The sequence below is a fragment of the Enterococcus sp. S22(2020) genome, from assembly GCF_020295385.1.
In the GTDB taxonomy this organism is placed as follows: domain Bacteria; phylum Bacillota; class Bacilli; order Lactobacillales; family Enterococcaceae; genus Enterococcus_L; species Enterococcus_L dunnyi.
The window spans coordinates 57,929-78,160 of the sequence record NZ_JACFUD010000006.1 but is presented as its reverse complement, the minus strand read 5'-3'; the positions used below and the strand labels follow the sequence as shown (position 1 = coordinate 78,160).

Annotated in this window: 17 protein-coding genes and 1 other annotated feature; of the genes, 11 read left to right on the top strand and 6 right to left on the bottom strand. The window is 37.7% G+C overall.

Annotation, left to right across the window (positions count from 1 at the left end):
• Window positions 1-8 precede the first annotated feature (8 nt).
• From thiI to H3T55_RS13015, 4 genes are all read left to right on the top strand, one after another.
• Entirely contained in the window at window positions 9-1,214 is a 1,206-nt protein-coding gene (thiI, locus tag H3T55_RS13030) for a tRNA uracil 4-sulfurtransferase ThiI (protein ID WP_318652976.1), read from the top strand.
• Between the two features lie 154 nt (window positions 1,215-1,368).
• Window positions 1,369-2,022, top strand: coding sequence for a redox-sensing transcriptional repressor Rex (locus H3T55_RS13025; protein ID WP_225534911.1), 654 nt, complete (start codon window positions 1,369-1,371; stop codon window positions 2,020-2,022).
• A gap of 282 nt (window positions 2,023-2,304) precedes the next feature.
• Window positions 2,305-2,796 (top strand): thiol peroxidase, encoded by a 492-nt coding sequence (tpx, locus tag H3T55_RS13020; protein WP_225534912.1) that lies wholly within the window; start codon window positions 2,305-2,307, stop codon window positions 2,794-2,796.
• Window positions 2,797-2,840: 44 nt separating this feature from the next.
• Window positions 2,841-3,063, top strand: a binding site (T-box leader).
• A gap of 90 nt (window positions 3,064-3,153) precedes the next feature.
• Entirely contained in the window at window positions 3,154-5,799 is a 2,646-nt protein-coding gene (locus H3T55_RS13015) for a valine--tRNA ligase (protein ID WP_225534913.1), read from the top strand.
• A 38-nt stretch (window positions 5,800-5,837) separates the two neighbouring features.
• Here the strand turns inward: H3T55_RS13015 and H3T55_RS13010 are convergent, their stop codons facing one another.
• Both H3T55_RS13010 and H3T55_RS13005 read right to left on the bottom strand, forming a co-directional pair.
• On the bottom strand, window positions 5,838-6,431 hold the full coding sequence (locus tag H3T55_RS13010; protein WP_088271220.1) for a TVP38/TMEM64 family protein: 594 nt from the start codon (window positions 6,429-6,431) through the stop codon (window positions 5,838-5,840).
• Window positions 6,432-6,451: 20 nt separating this feature from the next.
• A complete protein-coding gene (locus tag H3T55_RS13005; protein ID WP_225534914.1) occupies window positions 6,452-9,019 on the bottom strand; it encodes a YfhO family protein in 2,568 nt (855 codons plus the stop codon).
• A gap of 365 nt (window positions 9,020-9,384) precedes the next feature.
• On the opposite strand from H3T55_RS13005, the gene H3T55_RS13000 reads away from it, so the two are divergent.
• From H3T55_RS13000 to H3T55_RS12985, 4 genes are all read left to right on the top strand, one after another.
• Entirely contained in the window at window positions 9,385-10,686 is a 1,302-nt protein-coding gene (locus tag H3T55_RS13000) for a bifunctional folylpolyglutamate synthase/dihydrofolate synthase (protein ID WP_225534915.1), read from the top strand.
• Window positions 10,687-10,740: 54 nt separating this feature from the next.
• Window positions 10,741-11,403, top strand: coding sequence for an HAD family hydrolase (locus tag H3T55_RS12995; protein ID WP_176372908.1), 663 nt, complete (start codon window positions 10,741-10,743; stop codon window positions 11,401-11,403).
• 54 nt (window positions 11,404-11,457) lie between these two features.
• Window positions 11,458-12,159: a RadC family protein gene (gene radC, locus H3T55_RS12990; RefSeq protein ID WP_087642250.1), complete on the top strand. Its 702-nt coding sequence runs from the start codon at window positions 11,458-11,460 to the stop codon at window positions 12,157-12,159.
• Between the two features lie 146 nt (window positions 12,160-12,305).
• Window positions 12,306-12,506 (top strand): cold-shock protein, encoded by a 201-nt coding sequence (locus H3T55_RS12985; RefSeq protein WP_069636133.1) that lies wholly within the window; start codon window positions 12,306-12,308, stop codon window positions 12,504-12,506.
• A 454-nt stretch (window positions 12,507-12,960) separates the two neighbouring features.
• Here H3T55_RS12985 and H3T55_RS12980 read toward each other — a convergent pair whose 3' ends face one another.
• Window positions 12,961-13,110 carry a hypothetical protein gene (locus H3T55_RS12980; protein ID WP_087642251.1) on the bottom strand — a complete coding sequence of 50 codons (150 nt, stop codon included), beginning with the start codon at window positions 13,108-13,110 and terminating at the stop codon, window positions 12,961-12,963.
• A 168-nt stretch (window positions 13,111-13,278) separates the two neighbouring features.
• On the opposite strand from H3T55_RS12980, the gene H3T55_RS12975 reads away from it, so the two are divergent.
• Window positions 13,279-13,728, top strand: a complete 450-nt coding sequence (locus H3T55_RS12975) for a universal stress protein (protein WP_087642252.1) — start codon at window positions 13,279-13,281, stop codon at window positions 13,726-13,728.
• 147 nt (window positions 13,729-13,875) lie between these two features.
• On the opposite strand, the gene rnjA is transcribed toward H3T55_RS12975, so the two are convergent.
• From rnjA to H3T55_RS12960, 3 genes are all read right to left on the bottom strand, one after another.
• Window positions 13,876-15,546: a ribonuclease J1 gene (gene rnjA, locus H3T55_RS12970; RefSeq protein ID WP_087642253.1), complete on the bottom strand. Its 1,671-nt coding sequence runs from the start codon at window positions 15,544-15,546 to the stop codon at window positions 13,876-13,878.
• A gap of 1 nt (window position 15,547) precedes the next feature.
• Window positions 15,548-15,760, bottom strand: coding sequence for a DNA-directed RNA polymerase subunit epsilon (locus H3T55_RS12965; protein ID WP_010770914.1), 213 nt, complete (start codon window positions 15,758-15,760; stop codon window positions 15,548-15,550).
• Window positions 15,761-16,047: 287 nt separating this feature from the next.
• Window positions 16,048-16,440 carry a YbaN family protein gene (locus tag H3T55_RS12960; RefSeq protein ID WP_225534963.1) on the bottom strand — a complete coding sequence of 131 codons (393 nt, stop codon included), beginning with the start codon at window positions 16,438-16,440 and terminating at the stop codon, window positions 16,048-16,050.
• Between the two features lie 190 nt (window positions 16,441-16,630).
• Here H3T55_RS12960 and H3T55_RS12955 point away from each other — a divergent pair, with 190 nt between their 5' ends.
• Together H3T55_RS12955 and efrB are read left to right on the top strand one after the other, a co-directional pair.
• Complete coding sequence (locus H3T55_RS12955) at window positions 16,631-18,361, top strand: ABC transporter ATP-binding protein (RefSeq protein WP_225534916.1); 1,731 nt, start codon at window positions 16,631-16,633, stop codon at window positions 18,359-18,361.
• Window positions 18,358-20,124 (top strand): multidrug efflux ABC transporter subunit EfrB, encoded by a 1,767-nt coding sequence (gene efrB, locus H3T55_RS12950; protein ID WP_225534917.1) that lies wholly within the window; start codon window positions 18,358-18,360, stop codon window positions 20,122-20,124. The genes H3T55_RS12955 and efrB overlap by 4 nt, the downstream gene beginning before the upstream one ends.
• Window positions 20,125-20,232: the final 108 nt, after the last annotated feature.

Genomic DNA, 20,232 nt, shown 5'->3' with positions numbered 1-20,232 from the left:
GAAGAAAATTGAACTATACAGAAATCATGGTTCGCTACGGCGAACTTTCAACAAAAGGGAAAAATAAAAAGAGCTTTATTTCTCAACTTGCGTACAATGTAAAACGGAATCTAGGTGATTTTCCCGCAGTTAAGATTCATGCTGACCGTGATCGCATGCATTTGTTGCTCAATGGAGAAGACAGCACGCAAATCATTCCGAAATTAGAAAAAATCTTTGGCATTCAAAATTTTTCTCCTAGTATTCAAGTAGAAAAAGAAATGCCTGTCATTCGCGAAATGGTGCAAACGATCATCAAAACAATTTATCAGCCAGGTCAAACTTTTAAAATCACGTCAAAACGTTCTGATCATAATTTTGAATTGGATTCTAATGAGTTGAATCGTGAGTTGGGTGGTGCAGTCTTTGAAGTTTGTCCAGAAATCACTGTTCAAATGAAAAAGCCCGATATTGAAATTCGAGTTGAAATACGAAACGAAGGTGCGTACCTTTCTTATGAAACGATCAAAGGTGCTGGCGGCTTACCTGTTGGAACGGGAGGTCGTGGTATGTTGATGCTTTCCGGTGGAATCGATTCACCTGTAGCTGGATATTTAGCTATGAAACGTGGCGTGGAAGTAGAAGCAGTCCATTTTGCCAGTCCACCATATACTAGCGAACAAGCATTACAAAAAGCCAAAGATTTAGCGGCAAAAATCGCACCTTATGGCGGCAGTATGCAATTTATAGAAGTCCCATTTACGGAAATTCAAGAAGAAATCAAACGAGTTGTTCCAGAAGGCTATTTGATGACTGTTACTCGTCGCATGATGTTACGTTTGACAGATGCTATACGTGAAGAAAGAAAAGGGCTAGTGATCATCAATGGTGAATCTTTAGGTCAGGTTGCTTCTCAAACGTTACAAAGTATGGTGGCAATCAATGAAGTAACAAATACACCGATCATTCGTCCTGTTGTCTCGATGGATAAAGGTGAAATCATTGAAATTGCTGAGAAAATCGATACCTTTGAACTTGCGATCCAGCCGTTTGAAGATTGCTGTACGATTTTTGCTCCGCCTCAACCAAAAACGCGACCAAGACTGGATAAGGCACAAGCGTATGAAGCACGTCTAGATGTAGAAGGGTTGATGAAACGTGCTATGGCTGGTCTAAAAGTTAGTGAAATAACTGAAACGAGTGAACAATCAGAAGAATTTGCTGATTTACTATAAAAGTTGAAAGAATAGACTTGATAACGCTATCGAGTCTGTTCTTTTTATTTATTAGGTTTTTCTCATACCTGCTCTCTTTTTCACAAACAAGTTGCCTCATCTCAAGAAGCATGCTAAACTAGTTATGTGAAATGAGTAACAAGGAGAGCTGAAAATGAAAGAATTACATAAAGAAAAAAAGATGCCAAAAGCAACTGCGAAACGACTGCCTCTATATTTACGCTATTTAAAAATGTTGGGAGATTCTGGTGTCACAAGAATCAAATCAAAAGAATTCAGCGACGTGATTCAAGTGCCTCCGGCTACGATTCGTCGTGATTTTTCTCACTTAGGAGAATTAGGTCGCAGCGGTTATGGCTATGATGTACCATATTTAATTGATGTATTCAGCCATATTTTGAATACGCAAGAAGAAAAGAGAATTGCATTGATCGGTTGTGGCAATCTAGGAAAAGCATTAGTGAAAAATAATTTTCGCCGTAACGAAAACTTGAATATCGTTTGCGCTTTTGATTCGTCAGAAGCAATCGTTGGTTTGTCTATCGATGATATTGTAATCCAGCCAATGGAAAAATTGAAGGAAGAAGTTGAAAAAACAGGTGTAACTGTTGCGATTTCAACAGTTCCAAGTCAGTATGCGCAAGAGGCCATCGACAAGATTGTTGATGCAGGAATCACTGCTATTTTGAATTTTGCGCCAGACCGCGTGACTGTACCGAACAATGTGAATGTCCAATATATTGATTTGACGACAGAATTACAGACATTGATCTACTTTGACGAGACCTTTACTAGTAACAGAGCTTAAGAAGCAAGAACATTGTTATCTGGGTGAGCTTCTACTATACTTGATATAGATGCGGATGAATGAAAGGATTTTAGTGGTAATAAAATGTATTGCGCTTTTGCTGGGAAACACAGTGAATAATTTGAACTGATGTTGACCATTCGTGTGATCCAGCTGCATGAGCCAATCTTTCGGAAAAAAGATAAAATATAAATGAGGAAAAAAGCACCTCAGTTATATTTTCCTATTTTTCAGTCGAGATTGAGCGGCTCATTCCGCTTTTAAATTAAGGAGGAGAAGTTAATGTTCGTAACTAAAAAAGGTGAGCAAGTTGAAATCATTGGTGAACAGCCTAAGGTGGGCATGAAAGCACCAGCATTTTCGTTGCCAAATCTTGATGATGAAATCGTGAGTCTTAAGGATCTTGCTGGTAAAACAGTGTTGATCAGCGTGGTTCCGGATATCGATACGCGCGTTTGTTCTTTACAGACAAAACGATTTAATCAAGAAGCTGCTAAAGTGGAAGAGGTTGTATTTATAACAATTTCCAATAATACTAAAGAAGAGCAAGCTAATTGGTGTGCTGCTGAGGGTGTAGATATGGAGTTGCTTCATGATACAAAAGGAACATTTGGTGAAGCTTACGGTCTATTTATCCCGGCAATGGGTCGATTGGCTCGAGCTATTTTTGTCATCGATCAAGAAGGGACACTTGTCTACGAAGCTGTCTCAACTGAAATTGCTGAAGAGCCGGATTATGATTTGGCCTTAGAAAAAGCAAAAGCTGCTCGATGATTTTTTTGAAATTGACTTCTGTTCACTTTCAATGGTAGAATGTAGCAAAGACGTTGAACAAGAGGAGTATTACTGGCATCGTTTTAGAGAGAAGATCGATTGGTGGGAGATTTTCACATAACCAGTAAGAAGGTAGCTTGGGAGTCGATGATTTGAATTTAGTAGAATGATTCGAGTCGTGATCGTTACCTCACGAATGAAGTGGTGTTTGTAGTTGCAGACACAATTTAGGTGGTACCACGTATAAAAAGATTATGCGCCCTAGAATACGCAAGTATTTTAGGGCTTATTTTTATGTGTTTCTTTGAATCAATACTCACTAAAATAGTCGATAAAAAACAGGAAGAAGGAATTTGTATGACAGAAGAAAAAAATCTACCAACCAAATACCAGCCGACTGAGATCGAACAAGGTCGCTATCAAAAATGGTTGGATCAGGATTTGTTCAAACCAAATGGCAATAAAGAAGCTAAGCCCTATTCGATCGTGATTCCCCCGCCAAATGTAACAGGTAAGCTACACTTGGGACATGCCTGGGATACAACATTGCAAGATATGATCATTCGTCAAAAAAGAATGCAGGGATTTGACACATTGTGGTTACCTGGAATGGATCATGCTGGAATTGCTACTCAAGCAAAAGTTGAAGAAAAGTTAGCCGAAGAAGGAATTTCTCGTTATGATTTAGGGCGTGAAAAGTTTGTCGAACAAGTATGGGACTGGAAAGAAGAATATGCTTCCCATATTCGTGAACAGTGGGCAAAAATGGGTTTGTCTTTAGATTATAGCCGTGAACGTTTTACCTTAGATGAAGGATTGTCTCAAGCTGTCCGCAAAGTGTTTGTTTCGTTATATGAAAAAGATCTGATTTATCGTGGGGAATACATCATCAACTGGGACCCCAAAGCGAAGACCGCTTTATCGGATATCGAAGTGATCCACAAAGATATCGAAGGTGCGTTTTACCATATGAGTTATCCACTGACTGACGGAACTGGAGTGGTAGAAATTGCGACAACTCGGCCTGAAACAATGTTAGGAGATACTGCAATCGCCGTTCATCCGGAAGACGAACGCTATCAAGCTTTAATTGGTAAAACAGTAACATTGCCTTTGGTAAATAAAGAAATCCCGATCATTGCAGATGAATATGTCGATATGGAATTTGGAACAGGCGTTGTAAAAATCACGCCAGCTCATGATCCAAATGACTTTGAAGTTGGTAACCGTCATGATCTTCCTCGTGTCAATGTCATGAATGAAGATGGTTCCATGAATGAGCTTGCTGGTAAATATGAAGGTATGGACCGTTTTGCTGCAAGAAAAATGATCGTTTCTGATTTAAAAGAAATGGGTCGTTTGATCAAAATTGAAACAATGAACCATAGTGTCGGTCATTCAGAACGGACAGGTGTTGTTGTTGAGCCAAGACTATCTACACAGTGGTTCGTTAAAATGGCGCCATTAGCTGAAAAGGCGATCGAAAATCAAAAGACAGACAATGCAGTTGAATTTTTCCCGCCGCGTTTTGACCAAACGTTCTTGCGCTGGATGGACAATGTCCACGATTGGGTTATTTCCCGTCAATTATGGTGGGGTCATCAAATCCCGGCTTGGTACCATAAAGAAACAGGCGAAATGTATGTTGGTATGGAAGCGCCGGAAGATGCAGAAAATTGGATTCAGGATGCCGATGTTTTAGATACATGGTTCAGTTCAGCACTATGGCCATTTTCAACAATGGGCTGGCCGGACACGAATGCTGAAGATTACCAACGTTATTTCCCAACAAGTACGCTGATTACAGGATATGACATCATTTTCTTCTGGGTAAGCCGGATGATTTTCCAAAGTTTAGAATTTACAGAACAGCGGCCATTTAAAAATGTCTTGATGCATGGATTGATCCGTGCAGAAGATGGGCGTAAGATGAGTAAGTCTTTAGGTAACGGGATCGATCCGATGGAAGTTATCGAAAAATATGGTGCAGATGCATTAAGATGGTTCTTGTCAAACGGTTCAGCACCAGGTCAGGATATGCGCTTTAGCTATGAAAAAATGGATGCTGCTTGGAACTTTATCAACAAAATATGGAACGCCAGCCGTTTTGTGATCATGAACGTTGAAGGGATGACTTTTGAAGACATCGACTTTAGCGGTGAGAAGACAGTTGCTGATCGTTGGATCTTGACACGCCTGAATGAAACAGTTGAAAAAGTAACTGACTTCTTTGAACGGTTTGAGTTTGGTGAAGCCGGCCGCCAATTGTATAACTTCATCTGGGATGATTTCTGTGACTGGTATATTGAAATGAGTAAGGAAATCTTATATGGTGAAAATGAAGCGGCTAAACAAACAACACGTAGCATTTTAGTGTATACACTAGATCAGATTTTACGTTTGTTACACCCGATCATGCCGTTTGTAACCGAAGAAATCTGGGAAAACATCCCGCATCAAGGAGAATCTCTAGTCATTGCAGAGTACCCAGTCGTACATGAAGAGTTTTCTGACGAAACGGCTGCTCGCGGAATGGAAGTTCTAAAAGAATTGATTCGTGCAGTCCGAAACATTCGAGCAGAAGTGAATACACCATTATCTAAACCAATCACCTTATTGATCAAAACAAATGATGCAGCTGTCGACAAGTTTTTGGTCGAAAACACAAGTTATATTGAACGCTTCTGTAACCCGGAAGAGTTGACGATTTCAAGTGATATTACAGCACCTGAATTAGCTATGTCTGCTGTTCTAACAGGAGCAGAACTTTATTTGCCGCTTGCAGGACTGATCAATATTGAAGAAGAAATTGCTCGTTTAGAGAAAGAATTAGAAAAGTGGACGCAAGAAGTAAAACGCGTGCAAGGAAAATTAGCGAATGAACGCTTTGTAGCGAATGCGCCGGATGAAGTGGTTCAGGCAGAAAAAGAAAAAGAAAAAGATTATCTAGAAAAACAAGTAGTTGTGAAGGAACGAATTGCCCAATTACGTACCGTTGAATAAATGAAAAAAAGGGAATGGCTTAAAATGCCATTCCCTTTTTAGCGTATCAAGAATCGATTGAATAAAAATAATATAGCATACCCATAAGTGGCTACAGACCAAAATTTGAAAATCAACAGAATTTTCATATACTCTTTAAATGGCAACTCAGTTAGTCCAGCAACTAAACAGACCAAATCATCTGGTGCAAAAGGAACTAACAACGTTAAGATCATAAGTTTTTTGATTCCTTTTTGAGGACGGTCAACCATTCGTTCAAATTTGAGGTAACGTTTTTTTGATAAAATCAATCGTACAAAGGATTTGCCGTAATAGCGAGCAAGCCAATAAACAATGATTTCTCCAATGATCAAACCAATATAGCTATAAAACAATCCTTGAAGATTACCAAACATCAACATACCGACAACTGTGGAAATCCCGCCAGGAAGAATCGGGACAATGACTTGAAGGATTTGTAAAAAAATGAAAATAAACACAGCATATTCACCAAACTGATCGATAAACGTTTGAAGTGACTGAACAGAACGAAAAATTCCTATAGAATAGCCGTAAATTACTAAAGCTGTAAAGCATAGAACTCCTAGAATCGGCAATACATAAATGATTCGCTTTAAAAACGTTCTCTCCATACTGGAAATTCCTCTCTTACTCAAGCTGATTTTTTCTTTGAAATTCTTTTGAACAGTTGATAAAAGAATACGCCTAAAAGTACAGAAATGCTAATGAAAGTACCTATGATCAAATTCTTCTGATAATAACGCATACTGATTTTGTGTGTACCTGATGGTAGTTCTATTCCTGTGAAATTGCCTAAGATACGATGACTGTCAACTTTTTTTCCGTCAACTGTTATTTTCCAATCTTTATCGTAAGGAATGGACAGATAAAGTAATGATGAATCATCTTTTTCAACAGTTATCGTGCCAGTCAAAACACCAGAGGTATGTCTAGTAAGCTGAAGTGCTTGTTCTTTTTGTTGTGCCACTAAAGAATCAAATTGTGACTGAGACAATGTTTTCAGGTCGATCGTATCTTTTTTTAGTGTTTTTTCCGTTTCTAATTGCAATTGTACGATCTCATTTTTCTTATAATAACCTAAATTGAAAATTTGATTCGTTGCAATATAGATAGAGGGTTCGATTTTTTTCCCATTTACCTTGAAAGAGGTGATTTTCTTCCAATTGATATCAGGAATATAAAGGTATAATTCACCATTAGCAGTTGTTTTTACTGTCAACGTATAATTATTCTCAGATTGAACGGACCAAAATGTTTTTTCGGCAGATTGAAAGTAATTAGACTGTTTTTTTCTGATACTTTGTAAAATTGTTTCTTGATTTTTTAACGGTTGATTCTTGGTAAGTTTGATAGAGTCAAATTCGTTTGGTACTAGAAAGCCCATGCCGATCGCTTCAGCATTTTGATAAACATGAGTCGAAGAATCTCTGGAGATATCTTCTTGATTCGCTTTTTTATCGGGTGTCACTTGATAGCCAACATTCAATAATAGGTTAATCACATTTGATTCATCGACATAAGCGATTCTTCGATCATTTTTTTGATAGAGCCCTAGTTCCTGCAATGTTTTTTGAGTCTTAGCTTCTAAAGTCGATGTATAACTTGAAACACCAGCGTAGCCGTAAAAAAGTGGGTTGTTGTAGCCGTTATTTTTTTCTTGATACCCAGCATCGTTAGAATTGATCGTTTGTTTGATACGAGATAAACCAGACTGCTTATTTTCTAAATCTGAAATGATTTCATTTTGAATTTTTGCTGTTTTACTAAACGTTTCCTGGTTTCCAAAAGGAATATCCTTGAAGCTGATCCAAAAATTGAAACTCAATTCAAAACTGACAACTAGGCACATTATAATAAATGCACTTGTTTTCTTTCTACCGTTATTTCGCTGAATGAATATGATCAATCCATAAATGATCCAAATGCTGAACAAACTAAAAAGATAGTAGTGATCTTCAAGTAAAAAATCTCTGTGATTTGAAAACTTCAAAGAGATATATCCGATAATCAATAAAGCTGAAAAAACACTAGGAACGATGATCCTTAATTTCTCTCCTTTTTTTAATTCCAGAAAGGCTTCATAAGCAAATTTGATGATCAAAAAGCTAAAGATAAATGTATTTCGATATGGAAAACCTGCTGGACTTTGGAACATATGCCAAATGGTATTGACCAACTCCAGCCAAAAACTAAGGAAAATGAACCCTACCAAAGCTGCAGCTCCAAGCTTTTCCTTTTTAGATATCGTACTAAGCTGGAAGTAAGCAAGAAAAAGCAAGACCATCAATATACCTGAGAAGACAGTTGGTAAGTGATCTAAACGTGTATCAAAATTGACATTGCCTAAACCAAATTGTGAAAGAACATCGGGACCAAATTTGGGCTTAGGTAAAAAAGTTTGCCACTCAAAGTTTGTTTTATTCGTCGAAAGCATTCCTTCCACCGCGGGAATCAGGATGAAACTAGTACTGATCCCGGTAAAGAAAGAAGTCACAAAGAATAAACGACCTTCTTTGATGAAATGCCAAAGTGATTTTTTCTCAGAAACAGATGATTTTTGATAGTACCAATAAAGGCTATAACAAACAGCGAAAATGCAAAGCATATAGCCCATATAATAATTGGTGACAATGGAGAAAAAGAGAACGCTGGCATACAACCAATATTTCTTCTTGTCCCATAATCGCTGAATACCTAATACAAGAAGTGGCAGCAGGATCAAAGCATCCAGCCACATGAAATTCAAACTATAAACAGTCACAAAACCGCATAAGCTATAAGAAGTTGAAAATAATAGGGTAGCTGTGGACGCTTGTGAATATGTTTTATTAAGGTAATAGAACATTGAAGTTCCCATGAAAGAAATCTTCAATGTGATGATCAATAAAATCACGATCGGCAGTTGATCATAAGGAAATAATAACACCAGAAAATTGAAAGGACTTAACAAATAATAAGCAGTCAACGGTAGAATAGTTCCGCCAAGAGCATCTGAAAATGAATAGAGAGAATAGGAATCTCCTTGGAAAAATTGTTTGAACGCACTTAAAAAAGGCATATATTGTGTGCCTAAATCGCTGACTAATAAATTATTATTTCCAAAAGGCGCTAGATTTAAGCAAGACCAAAGAATGATCAGCAGGAAAAATGGAAGCAGAAAGCTCCCGCTTAGTAAAAAATACTTTTTTCTTTTCGACATGGTTCATAATACTCCTTTATACTAATGATTTATCGCTGTTTTAGGATAAAGGTTCAATCAATCTAAAAAATCAAACGAACTACCTGCAACAAAGCTATGAAATAAAAAAAGATTGGATAAGACCTAAAAAATAAGTCTAGCATGAAACATAATAATGAGGCAAAATATTGCATCTCACTTTATACATATAGTCTTGTTTATTTTATCATAGCAGCCCACGATTTGACGTTGCCTCTCATTTTTTTACCCTTTTTTTAAAAAATGTCCAAGTTTTTGGACAAATTTGACTGTTTTCAGAATTAAAAACATTAATTAGTGAAAAGAAGGTAGCCTTTCGCTATAATGGAGAATGAGGAGTTGATATGATGACACTAACGATAGAAGAAGCAATTGAATGGATCCACAGTAGACTGCCATTTGGCTCAAGACCAGGACTTGATCGTGTCGAAGCTTTATTGACACGTGTCGGAAATCCAGAAGAAAAAGTCCCCACGATTCATATTGCCGGAACGAATGGAAAGGGATCGACTGTTACATATCTACGTTGTATGTTAGAAGAGCTGGGCTTAAAGGTAGGTACATTTACCTCTCCTTACATTGAACATTTTAACGAACGGATAGCGATCAATGGACAAGGGATACCTGATCATCAAATCATAAAGTACGTAGAAAAATATCAGCCGCTGATCAAGGAAATGGATCAGGATGCATCAGTATCAGGTATTACAGAATTCGAAACATTGACAGTAATGGCGCTGGATTATTTTTTAGATAAGCAAGTAGATATTGCGATTGTCGAAGTTGGATTAGGTGGATTATTGGATAGCACTAATATAGTAAAGCCGATCTTGACAGCAATTACGACGATCGGGAAAGATCACACTGAAATTTTAGGTGACACACTGGAAAAAATCGCCTTCCAAAAAGCAGGTATCATCAAAGAAAATATACCAGTCGTCACAGGTAACATTGAAGAAAATGCCTTAGCCGTTATTGAAGCAGAGGCTCACAAAAGACATAGTCGAATGTACCGTTATAATCAAGACTATAAGGTCGATTACCTACATCCTGATAAAAGTTGGGGCGAAACATTTCATTTTTATGGAGACGCTGGCAAATTACCAAATATAAAAATTCCTTTACTAGGACGCCATCAAATAGAAAATGCTGCAGTTGCGATCCAATTGTTCTATTTATATTGTCAGTTGCGTCAGATCAATTTTAGAGATCGAGATGTGTATCAAGGACTTGCTAAGGCCCAATGGCCCGCTCGCATGGAAAAAATCAGCGATGAGCCGTTGATTATTTTAGATGGTGCTCATAATGATCATGCTGTTCGTCGTTTGGCGGACAATCTTAAAAAGGAATTTTCTGGTCGTGAGATCCATATTCTTTTTTCCGCTCTTTCTACAAAGAATGTCGATCAGATGATCAGTATACTAAAACAAGTTCCGAATGTTCATCTGTATTTGACGACTTTTGAATATCCAAAAGCCATTGATTTGACGAAAATGGAGCATCTTGAAGATCATAAGACCGAGATAGTTTCTTTATGGCAGTTTGGTTTAGGCGAAATTTTAGAAAAAATGTCTTCGGATGATGTTATGCTAGTGACAGGTTCACTTTACTTTGTTTCTCAGGTTCGTGAGTTATTACTAAACTTATAATTTAGCCAAAGGGAATCTTACAAAGATGACCTGATGCTTTTAATTTAGGAGGAAATGATGAGAAAGACAGATGGAATTATTTTTGATATGGATGGTTTGTTGTTTGACACAGAATTGATTTACTATCAATCAACGCAAAAAATTGCCGATGTGATGGAATTTCCGTATAGCAAAGAACTCTATTTAAAATTTTTAGGCGTATCAGATGAAGAGGTACAGGCAAATTATCATGAAATTTATAAAGAATTTGGTGAAGAGCGAGTAGCTGAGTTTATCGAACGTTCTTATGCAGATACGATCAAAGTATTTGAATCTGGTGAAGTTCCATTAAAAGAAGGTGTTATAGAGTTACTGGATTATCTTGATGAACAAAAAATTCCAAGAATGGTTGCTTCAAGCAATGTCCGTCCAGCTATTGAGCTTTTATTAGATGGAGCAGGGATCAAAGAACGTTTTTCAGGAATTGTTTCTGCTGAAGATGTGACTCGTGCAAAACCAGATCCGGAAATCTTCCAAAAGGCATTAGCTTTTCTAGGAACAGAGGCTGAACATACGTTGATTTTTGAAGATTCATTCCATGGCGTAACAGCAGCTGCTGCAGCTGGTATACCTGTGATCATGGTACCAGATCTTTTACCGCCAACAGAAGAAATCAGAGAAAAAACGATTGAAATCTTTGAAAGCTTGACCCAAGCTCCTGACTTTTTGAAAAAATAATTTCTTCACTCCTTTGCGTATCTTATAGAGAGAAACGTATGAAGGAGTGATTTTTTGATTAAAGAAGAAAAGCTGTTTATCAGAGAGATGCCGGAAGACTGCCTTCCAAGAGAAAGATTAGAGGTTGTGGGAGAAAAGGCTTTATCAAATCAAGAACTATTAGCGATTTTATTAAGAACAGGTTCGAAAAGTATAAATGTCATGGAAGTTGCATCAAAGTTTTTGAATTATTTTCATCATCTTTATGAACTGAAAAATGCGACGATCACTGAAATGATGGAAATTAAAGGGATCGGCAAAATAAAGGCGATTGAATTAAGAGCGGCAATCGAATTTGGTTATCGCATTCAACAGAGCACACAAATGAAGCTGGGAAAAGTTTCGTCAAGCTATCAGATTGCCCAAAATCTGATGTATGAATTACAAGATTTTCAGCAGGAGCATCTCGTCTGTTTATATTTGAATACAAAGAATGAAGTCATAAAACAAGAAACTGTTTTTAAAGGATCATTGAATCAAAGTGTGGCTCATCCAAGAGAAATCTTTCGTAGTGCTGTGAAATATTCTGCCGCGCGTCTGATTCTTGCCCACAATCACCCAAGTGGTAATCCGGTTCCTTCTGAAAGTGATGTTCATTTTACGCAAAGAATACAGGACTGTGGAAAAATGATGGGAATTGAAGTTCTTGATCATATCATCATTGGTGAGCAATCTTACATCAGTATGAGAGAAGAAAATTTTTTCAGTTCAGACTAATTAGATTTCTTGCAAAAATAAGGCTTCGCATGTACAATGGATGTGTAATCTTGTTTGGGGCATATAGAAGTTTTTATTAAAAAACCCTCTATCGTACACGGGCAATGTTACAATATTTAGTGCTTAAGCACGAGGAGGAACAAAGAATGGAACAAGGAACAGTAAAATGGTTTAATGCAGAAAAAGGGTTTGGATTTATCTCTCGCGAAGACGGAAGCGATGTATTCGTACACTTCTCAGCTATCCAAGGAGACGGATTCAAAACTTTAGAAGAAGGTCAATCAGTAAGCTTCGACGTTGAAGATTCAGATCGTGGACCTCAAGCAGTTAACGTAGAAAAAAACTAATTCATCCATTCCAAAACATCTGACGAAAGTCGGATGTTTTTTTGCTGTGAAACACTGCGACTGCTGCGCAGAGCAGATGTTGAACAGTACTAGGCGAGCGAAGAGAGCGTAGTTACCCTACTAGTGAAACACGACCTAAAGCTACGCACAAAACTGCAAACAGTACTAAGAAATCGAAAAGGACATCGTCACCGAACTAGTGAAACATCTGGAGAAATTCAATCAAAATGAGGATATGAGAAGATAAGTACACCTAAGCATAAGGAAGTAGTTCAAAGCAGATGTTGAGTTAATAGCCTGCCATCGATAAGATAAAAAAGCCAATACTTTTCAACATAAACAAAAACAGAGAAATCAATTTTTGGACAAACAAAAAAGGCATCCGTGATTATTTATCCACTAGATGCCTTTAAATCGTATTAGAACTTGAATCGCTCATTTAGGTTGTAACTCCTTAAATAGATTTTTTCAATTTCTTTACTGCTTGTGTAATCGTGATACCATAAGCAACATTTGCTTGGTTATTTGCATCGATAGCCATAAACAAATTTTTCTCTGTATCAAGCGCTACACGGTATTTTAATACTTTATTACCAAATGTCATAGTTGATTCTCCTTTCGTAGTTCTTTGAAAGGCAACGATATCTGATAACGAAATTCCACGGTTACTATATCATGATTTATCAAAGCTGTAAAGAGAAAAGTTTCAATTCTTTTGTTGAAAGCGTTTTTTCGTTGTATAATAGAGATACAACCAAAGGAGGTTTTTATCATGAGCGAATCGTACAAAAATATTTTAGTTGCTGTGGATGGTTCAGAACAAGCTGAGAAAGCATTTGAAGAAGCAATCAAGATAGCCAAACGAAACAATGCTGCACTACATGTTTTATATGTGATTGAAGAAATGGGAAACTATTTTGGCGAGTTAACGATGTCGATGGGCACAATGATGGAAGAACTTCGAGTAAAAGAAGAAGAAGAAATGAAAAAAAGAAAAGAGAAAGCTCTAGATGCTGGTGTGTTCAATGTATTGACTTATGTGATGTACGGGTATCCTAAAACATTGATTGCTGATTTTTCAGAATCTGAAGAACCGATTGACTTAATTGTCATCGGTCGAACTGGTTTGAACGGCTTCCAAAGAATGATGGTAGGATCAACAACGTCTTATGTTGTCAATCACACCAAAGCCAACGTACTGGTGGTCAATCATACAATGTAAATAACCTGGAAAAAGATGAACAATCGGCAAGTTATCTACTTTCTTACAAATATTTGAAGATACAGTAAGAACTGAAAATTAAATAAGACTAATAAAAAAAGGCCCGTTTGGAATTATTCCAAACGGGCCTTTTTGTTGTCATATTGATTACGATGTCATAATCATCGGTAAGATCATTGGGTGTCGTTCTGTTTTTTCAAATAAGAATGGCTGTAAGGCTGCTGAAATTGCATCACACAATTTTGCTTCTGTACAATTCTCATCACGAAGCGCTTCACGAATTGCATTAAACAATAAACGCTGACCTTCATGGATCATTTCCCCAGATTCTCTCATGTAGACAAAACCACGTGATAGGATGTCTGGACCAGCTAATATTTCTTTATTTTTGATATCAACTGTAGCAACAGCTAGAACAAGCCCTTCTTCGGAAAGGATACGGCGGTCACGCAATACAACGTTTCCGATATCTCCTACGCCATTCCCGTCGACATAAACATCATTGGCATTAAAGTGACCAGCAATACGCGCATTATCAGCTGTCAAAGCCAAGACATCTCCATTTTCCATGATAAAGCAATTCTCCGATGGAACGCCTACATCTTGAGCAAGTGATGCATGGATTTTTAGCATTCTAAATTCACCATGAACGGGAACAAAATACTTAGGCTTCATCAAACGCAGCATCAATTTTTGCTCTTCTTGTCCACCATGACCAGAAGTATGGATATTATTGATTTTTCCATGAATCACTTCAGCACCAGCTTCTGAAAGCAGATTGATCAAGCGGTTGACACTTGTTGTATTTCCTGGAATTGGAGAGCTTGAAAAAATAACTGTATCTCCAGGTTGAATAGAAATTTGACGGTGAGTACCATTAGCAATACGACTTAGTGCAGCCATCGGCTCACCTTGAGAACCTGTACATAAAATCATCGTCTCTCCAGCAGGAAGCTGATTCAGCTCAGAGGCATCGACAAATGTCCCTTTAGGCACATTGATATAACCCAGCTGTTCGCCATTAACGATTGCATTTTCCATGCTTCGACCAAAGACGGCAATTTTACGTCCGGTCTTGACAGCTGCATCTGCAGCTTGTTGAAGACGAAAAATATTTGAAGCAAAACTGGCAAAAATGATTCGTCCTTCTATTTTTTCAAATATTTTCAAAATAGAAGAGCCAATGGTTTTTTCTGATTTTGTAAAGGTTGGAATTTCAGCATTGGTACTATCCGATAATAGACACAATACGCCTTCTTCTCCTAATTTGGCCATACGATGAAGATTTGCAGGCTCACCGACAGGCGTGAAGTCAAACTTGAAATCTCCTGTAGCAACGACATTGCCCGAAGGTGTTTTAACGACAACACCCAAAGCATCTGGGATACTGTGCGTCGTACGGAAAAAACTGATAGACGTTTTACGAAAACGGATCACTGTATCTTCATTGATTTCGTGTAGATCAGCATCTCGTAATAGCCCGTGCTCATCCAATTTATTAGTGATCAAAGCTAACGCTAATGGACCAGCATAAATTGGAATGTTCGCCTGGCGTAAAAGAAACGGTACGCCTCCAATATGATCTTCGTGTCCATGCGTGATGATCAGCGCTTTAACTTTGTGCAGATTTTGGACGATATAGCTGTAATCAGGAATAACATAATCGATCCCTAAAAGATCATCTTCCGGAAATTTGATTCCGGCATCAATAATAATGATCTCATCTTGGAATTGAACCCCATAAGTGTTCTTTCCGATTTCGCCCAAACCACCGATTGCAAAAACGCCGGTTTCATTATTTTTAATATTTACTTTCATATTAAAACTCCGTTAATGAGAATTCCGCATGCTCTTGTTCATAAGCTAAATGATTTTCATCAAGTGCTTGGATGTACTCAATATTGTATGGGGTATTTTCTTCTACTTGCTGACGCACGATAACGTCATTTTCAGCTTCAACGTAGATTGATTTTGTATCTTCTCTTTTTGGATTGCGTGTTTTTGTTTCTTGATAATAAACTTTATAGATCATAAGTATCTTCTCCTTTATCTGCCTCAGCAGTTGATTATGTATGTCTTATTTTTTACAGTAATTTTGAACACAACAAAACGAGGTGGCTGACCACCTTAAAAAAACAATTGCCACCAAAAACATTCGTTGATGATGTAATGAAGCCTCGACTTTGCTTCATTGTTCTTATTATGGAAATTATCTTTCTTTCAACCGTCCGTTGTGTTGTACTGAACAACAATTAATAAGTATTTTATCACAGAATAATAAATAAGTATAGAAACAGACTTACGACTTTAAAGAAAAACTTACGATCGTTCGGGCTTTTCTGTTTCTTTTCCGTTCTTTTTATTAAAGTATAGATTCAGTGCGATCAAGTGGACTACATAGACAAAGCTCAAAGTCATAGTCATAAAAGGATTACGCACGATCAAGCAGGGAATCGCGAAAATAATGAATAAAGTTGTGAATAATTTTACTCGTCCTAGAGGAGTGATTTTCTTTTCCACGATCGATTCTTGAATATATTTTTGATAATAGCTGGAATTGATGAATCTTGTATATAATTTTTCTGAGCTGCGCATCCAGAAAAAGGCTGTTAGAAGGTAAAAGACGGTTGTCGGTAAAATGGGTAAAAAGATTCCTAGAGTACCTAAACCAAAAGTAAAACCGCCTAAAGAAATATAAAGAAATTTTTTCATTCGAATATGTCCATCGCTTTCATTAAATAATGTAAAAATCAAGGAATTATCATTATACCATAGCTGAGGCTGTTCTGTTTTTCCTACATATAATTCCATAAAAAATTTCACCTAAATATAATTTACCTACCCCTCATGTTTATGCTATAGTGGGAGTACTGGATCAAAAAATGAAAGAGGAGATGATTGATTGAAATTGATGTGGCGTTACACGATGAGATACAAGAAATTATTGTTTTTAGATTTCATTTGTGTGTTTGGATTTATTTTGATAGAGCTAGGATTACCAACGATTTTAGCACGTATGATCGATGTTGGTATTAAAAATAACGACTATGATTATGTAAAGCAGCAAGGATTATTGATGATCGTGATCACCGTTATTGGGGTAGCGATGAATATCATGCTGGGATATTTCGGCGCTCGGATAACGACGAATATCGTTCGGGATATTCGCGATGATTTATTTGAAAAGGTACAGACTTTTTCCCATCGTGAATATGAAACGATCGGTGTTTCTTCTTTGATCACAAGAACAACGAATGATGCTTATCAAATCATGTTGTTTATGGGGAATATTTTACGTATCGGTTTTATGACGCCGATGATGTTTTTTGTCAGTTTGTTTATGGTCGTACGCACGAGCCCATCTTTAGGTTGGTTTGTATTGGGTGCTTTGCCCTTTCTTTTGATCGCGGTTGTTTTGATTGCTAAAGTCTCTGAACCATTATCTAATAAGCAGCAAAAGAATCTTGATGGAATCAATGGTATTTTAAGAGAAAATCTTTCGGGCTTGCGGGTGATTCGGGCTTTTGTCAATGAGAAATTTGAGGAAAGCCGATTTAGTAAGGTCAATGAAGAGTATACAAAAAGCTCAAAAAGTCTGTTCCGTTTGATGGCAGCAGCGCAACCTGGCTTCTTTTTCTTATTCAATATCGTGATGGTATTGATCATTTGGAATGGTGCGCTTCAAATCGATCACGGCAGCTTACTAGTAGGAGATTTAATTGCTTTTATCGAGTACATTTTCCATGCGTTGTTCTCATTTATGTTATTTGCAAGTGTGTTTATGATGTATCCGAGAGCTGCTGTATCTGCCCGTCGGATACAAGAAGCTTTTGATATGGAGCCTGTGATTCGTGAAAATGAAGCAGGTATCACAGAAACAGAAACAAAGGGCTACTTAGAATTTAAGAATGTAACATTTGCTTATCCAGGTCATTCTGAAAGTCCGGTGATCCGCAATGTGAGTTTTAAAGCTTCACCAGGTGAAACAGTTGCCTTTATTGGAAGTACCGGAAGCGGCAAATCAACATTGATCCAACTGATCCCACGCTTTTACGATGTATCAGAAGGCCAAGTGTTGCTTGATGGTATTGATGTACGTGAGTATAAGCTAAGTGCTTTAAGAAACAAGATCGGCTATATTCCGCAAAAAGCATTGCTGTTTACTGGAACGATCGCAGAAAATCTGCGGTACGGAAAAGAAGATGCGACGCTGGAAGAAATGGAACAGGCGGCAGATATTGCGCAAGCTTCAGAATTTATTTCGCAAAAACCAGATGGATATGATGAACTGCTTTCAGAAGGTGGAACAAACTTCTCTGGAGGACAAAAGCAACGTTTAGCTATTGCTAGAGCAGTGATCCGTCGTCCAGAAGTCTATATTTTTGATGACAGCTTTTCCGCTTTAGATTATCAGACAGATGCTAATTTAAGAGCTCGATTAAAAAAAGAAACAAAAGAATCAACGGTCTTGATCGTTGCCCAGCGTGTGGGTACGATCATGCATGCCGATAAGATCATCGTTTTAAATGAAGGTGATGTAGTCGGTATCGGTACGCACCGCGAATTACTTGAGAATTGCCCGATCTATTATGATATTGCGGCTTCTCAATTGTCAGAGGAGGAATTAGCATGAAAAACGCATTCTCTTCTATAAAACGTTTAGGAAGGTACGTCAATCCTTACAAAGGAACGTTTATCTTAGTGATTATTTTTACGATCCTGACAGTTGCTTTTAATGCGGCGATGCCATATGTCTCTGGTTTGCCGATCACAGAAATCAGTAAAAACGTAGCAGCCGGTGAAGGGTTGAATTATCCATACATCATCCAATGCCTGATTTGGATTTTGATTGTTGGGATCGGTTATTGTGCGGCACAGTTTTTATCAGGGTATTTGATGGCATCCGTGGTTCAGCATTCGATGCGTGATCTGCGTACGGATATCGACGAAAAAATCAATCGTTTGCCTGTATCTTATTTTGATAAGAATCAACAAGGGAATATTTTATCTCGTGTAACAAATGACGTAGATGCAGTAAGTAACGCGATGCAACAAAGCTTTATCAATATTGTCTCTGCAGTATTGGGCATCGTGATGGCGATCGCAATGATGTTTTATATCAACTGGCTGATGGCAGTGATCTCTCTTGTGATGATTCCGTTATCACTGTTTATTTCAAAAACGATCGTTGGGTTTTCACAAAAATACTTCCAAGGGATGCAAAATGCCCTTGGTGATTTGAACGGATATGTTCAAGAAAATATGACTGGTTTTAGCGTATTGAAATTGTATGGCCGTGAAAAGGAAACATTGAATGGATTTAAAAAGGTCAACCACAATTTAAATAATTTTGGGTTTAAAGCATCGTTTATTTCTGGATTGATGTTGCCGCTTGTGCAAATGACTGCTTATGGAACGTATATCGGTATGGCTGTTTTAGGAAGTTACTACGTTATTACTGGTGTGATCGTTGTGGGTCAGTTACAAGCCTTTATTCAATATATTTGGCAAGTAAGTCAGCCCATGGGGAACATTACCCAATTATCAGCAGCTTTGCAAAGCGCTTCGGCAGCAACGACACGAGTTTTTGAAATTTTAGATGAGCCGGAAGAAGAATTGAATGAACAAGATGTTCCTTTACCAGCGAAGCTACATGGTTCTGTTCAGTTTGAAAATGTCAGCTTTAGCTATGATCCTGAAAAACCATTGATCAGAAATCTGAATTTTGAAGTAAAAGCTGGTCAAACAGTGGCGATTGTCGGACCTACAGGAGCAGGTAAAACAACCTTGATCAATTTATTGATGCGTTTTTACGATGTAAATGAAGGAGCCATCAAAGTTGACGGGATCGATACGAAAACCATGAATCGAAGTGATGTTCGCTCTGTTTTCGGCATGGTTTTACAAGATGCTTGGCTATACGAAGGAACGATCGCGGATAATATTCGTTTTGGTAAATTGGATGCAACAGATTATGAAATCGTCGATGCAGCCAAAACGGCGAATGTAGATCATTTTATCCGTACGATGCCAGATGGTTATGATATGGAAATCAATTCTGAAGGCGATAATGTTTCACTCGGTCAAAAACAATTATTGACGATTGCCAGAGCTGTGATTTCTGATCCAAAAATCTTGATTTTAGATGAAGCAACGAGTTCTGTCGATACTCGATTGGAAGCTTTGATCCAAAAGGCAATGGATCGAGTAATGGAAGGACGGACGAGCTTTGTGATCGCCCATCGTTTATCAACGATCAGAGAAGCTGATTTGATTCTTGTGATGAATCAAGGAGAAATCATTGAAAAAGGCACACACAATGAACTGCTGCAGCAGGGCGGTTTTTATGAAAAACTTTATAACAGTCAGTTCGCTGAAGACGGCGATTACGATTAATATCTGCAAAAGGACATCGATTTCGGTGTCCTTTTTTTTCTTGATTTGAAGGAACGTATTGATCTTACTATTTCACAAAATTTGTTATACTAAAGATAATAAAAGAGG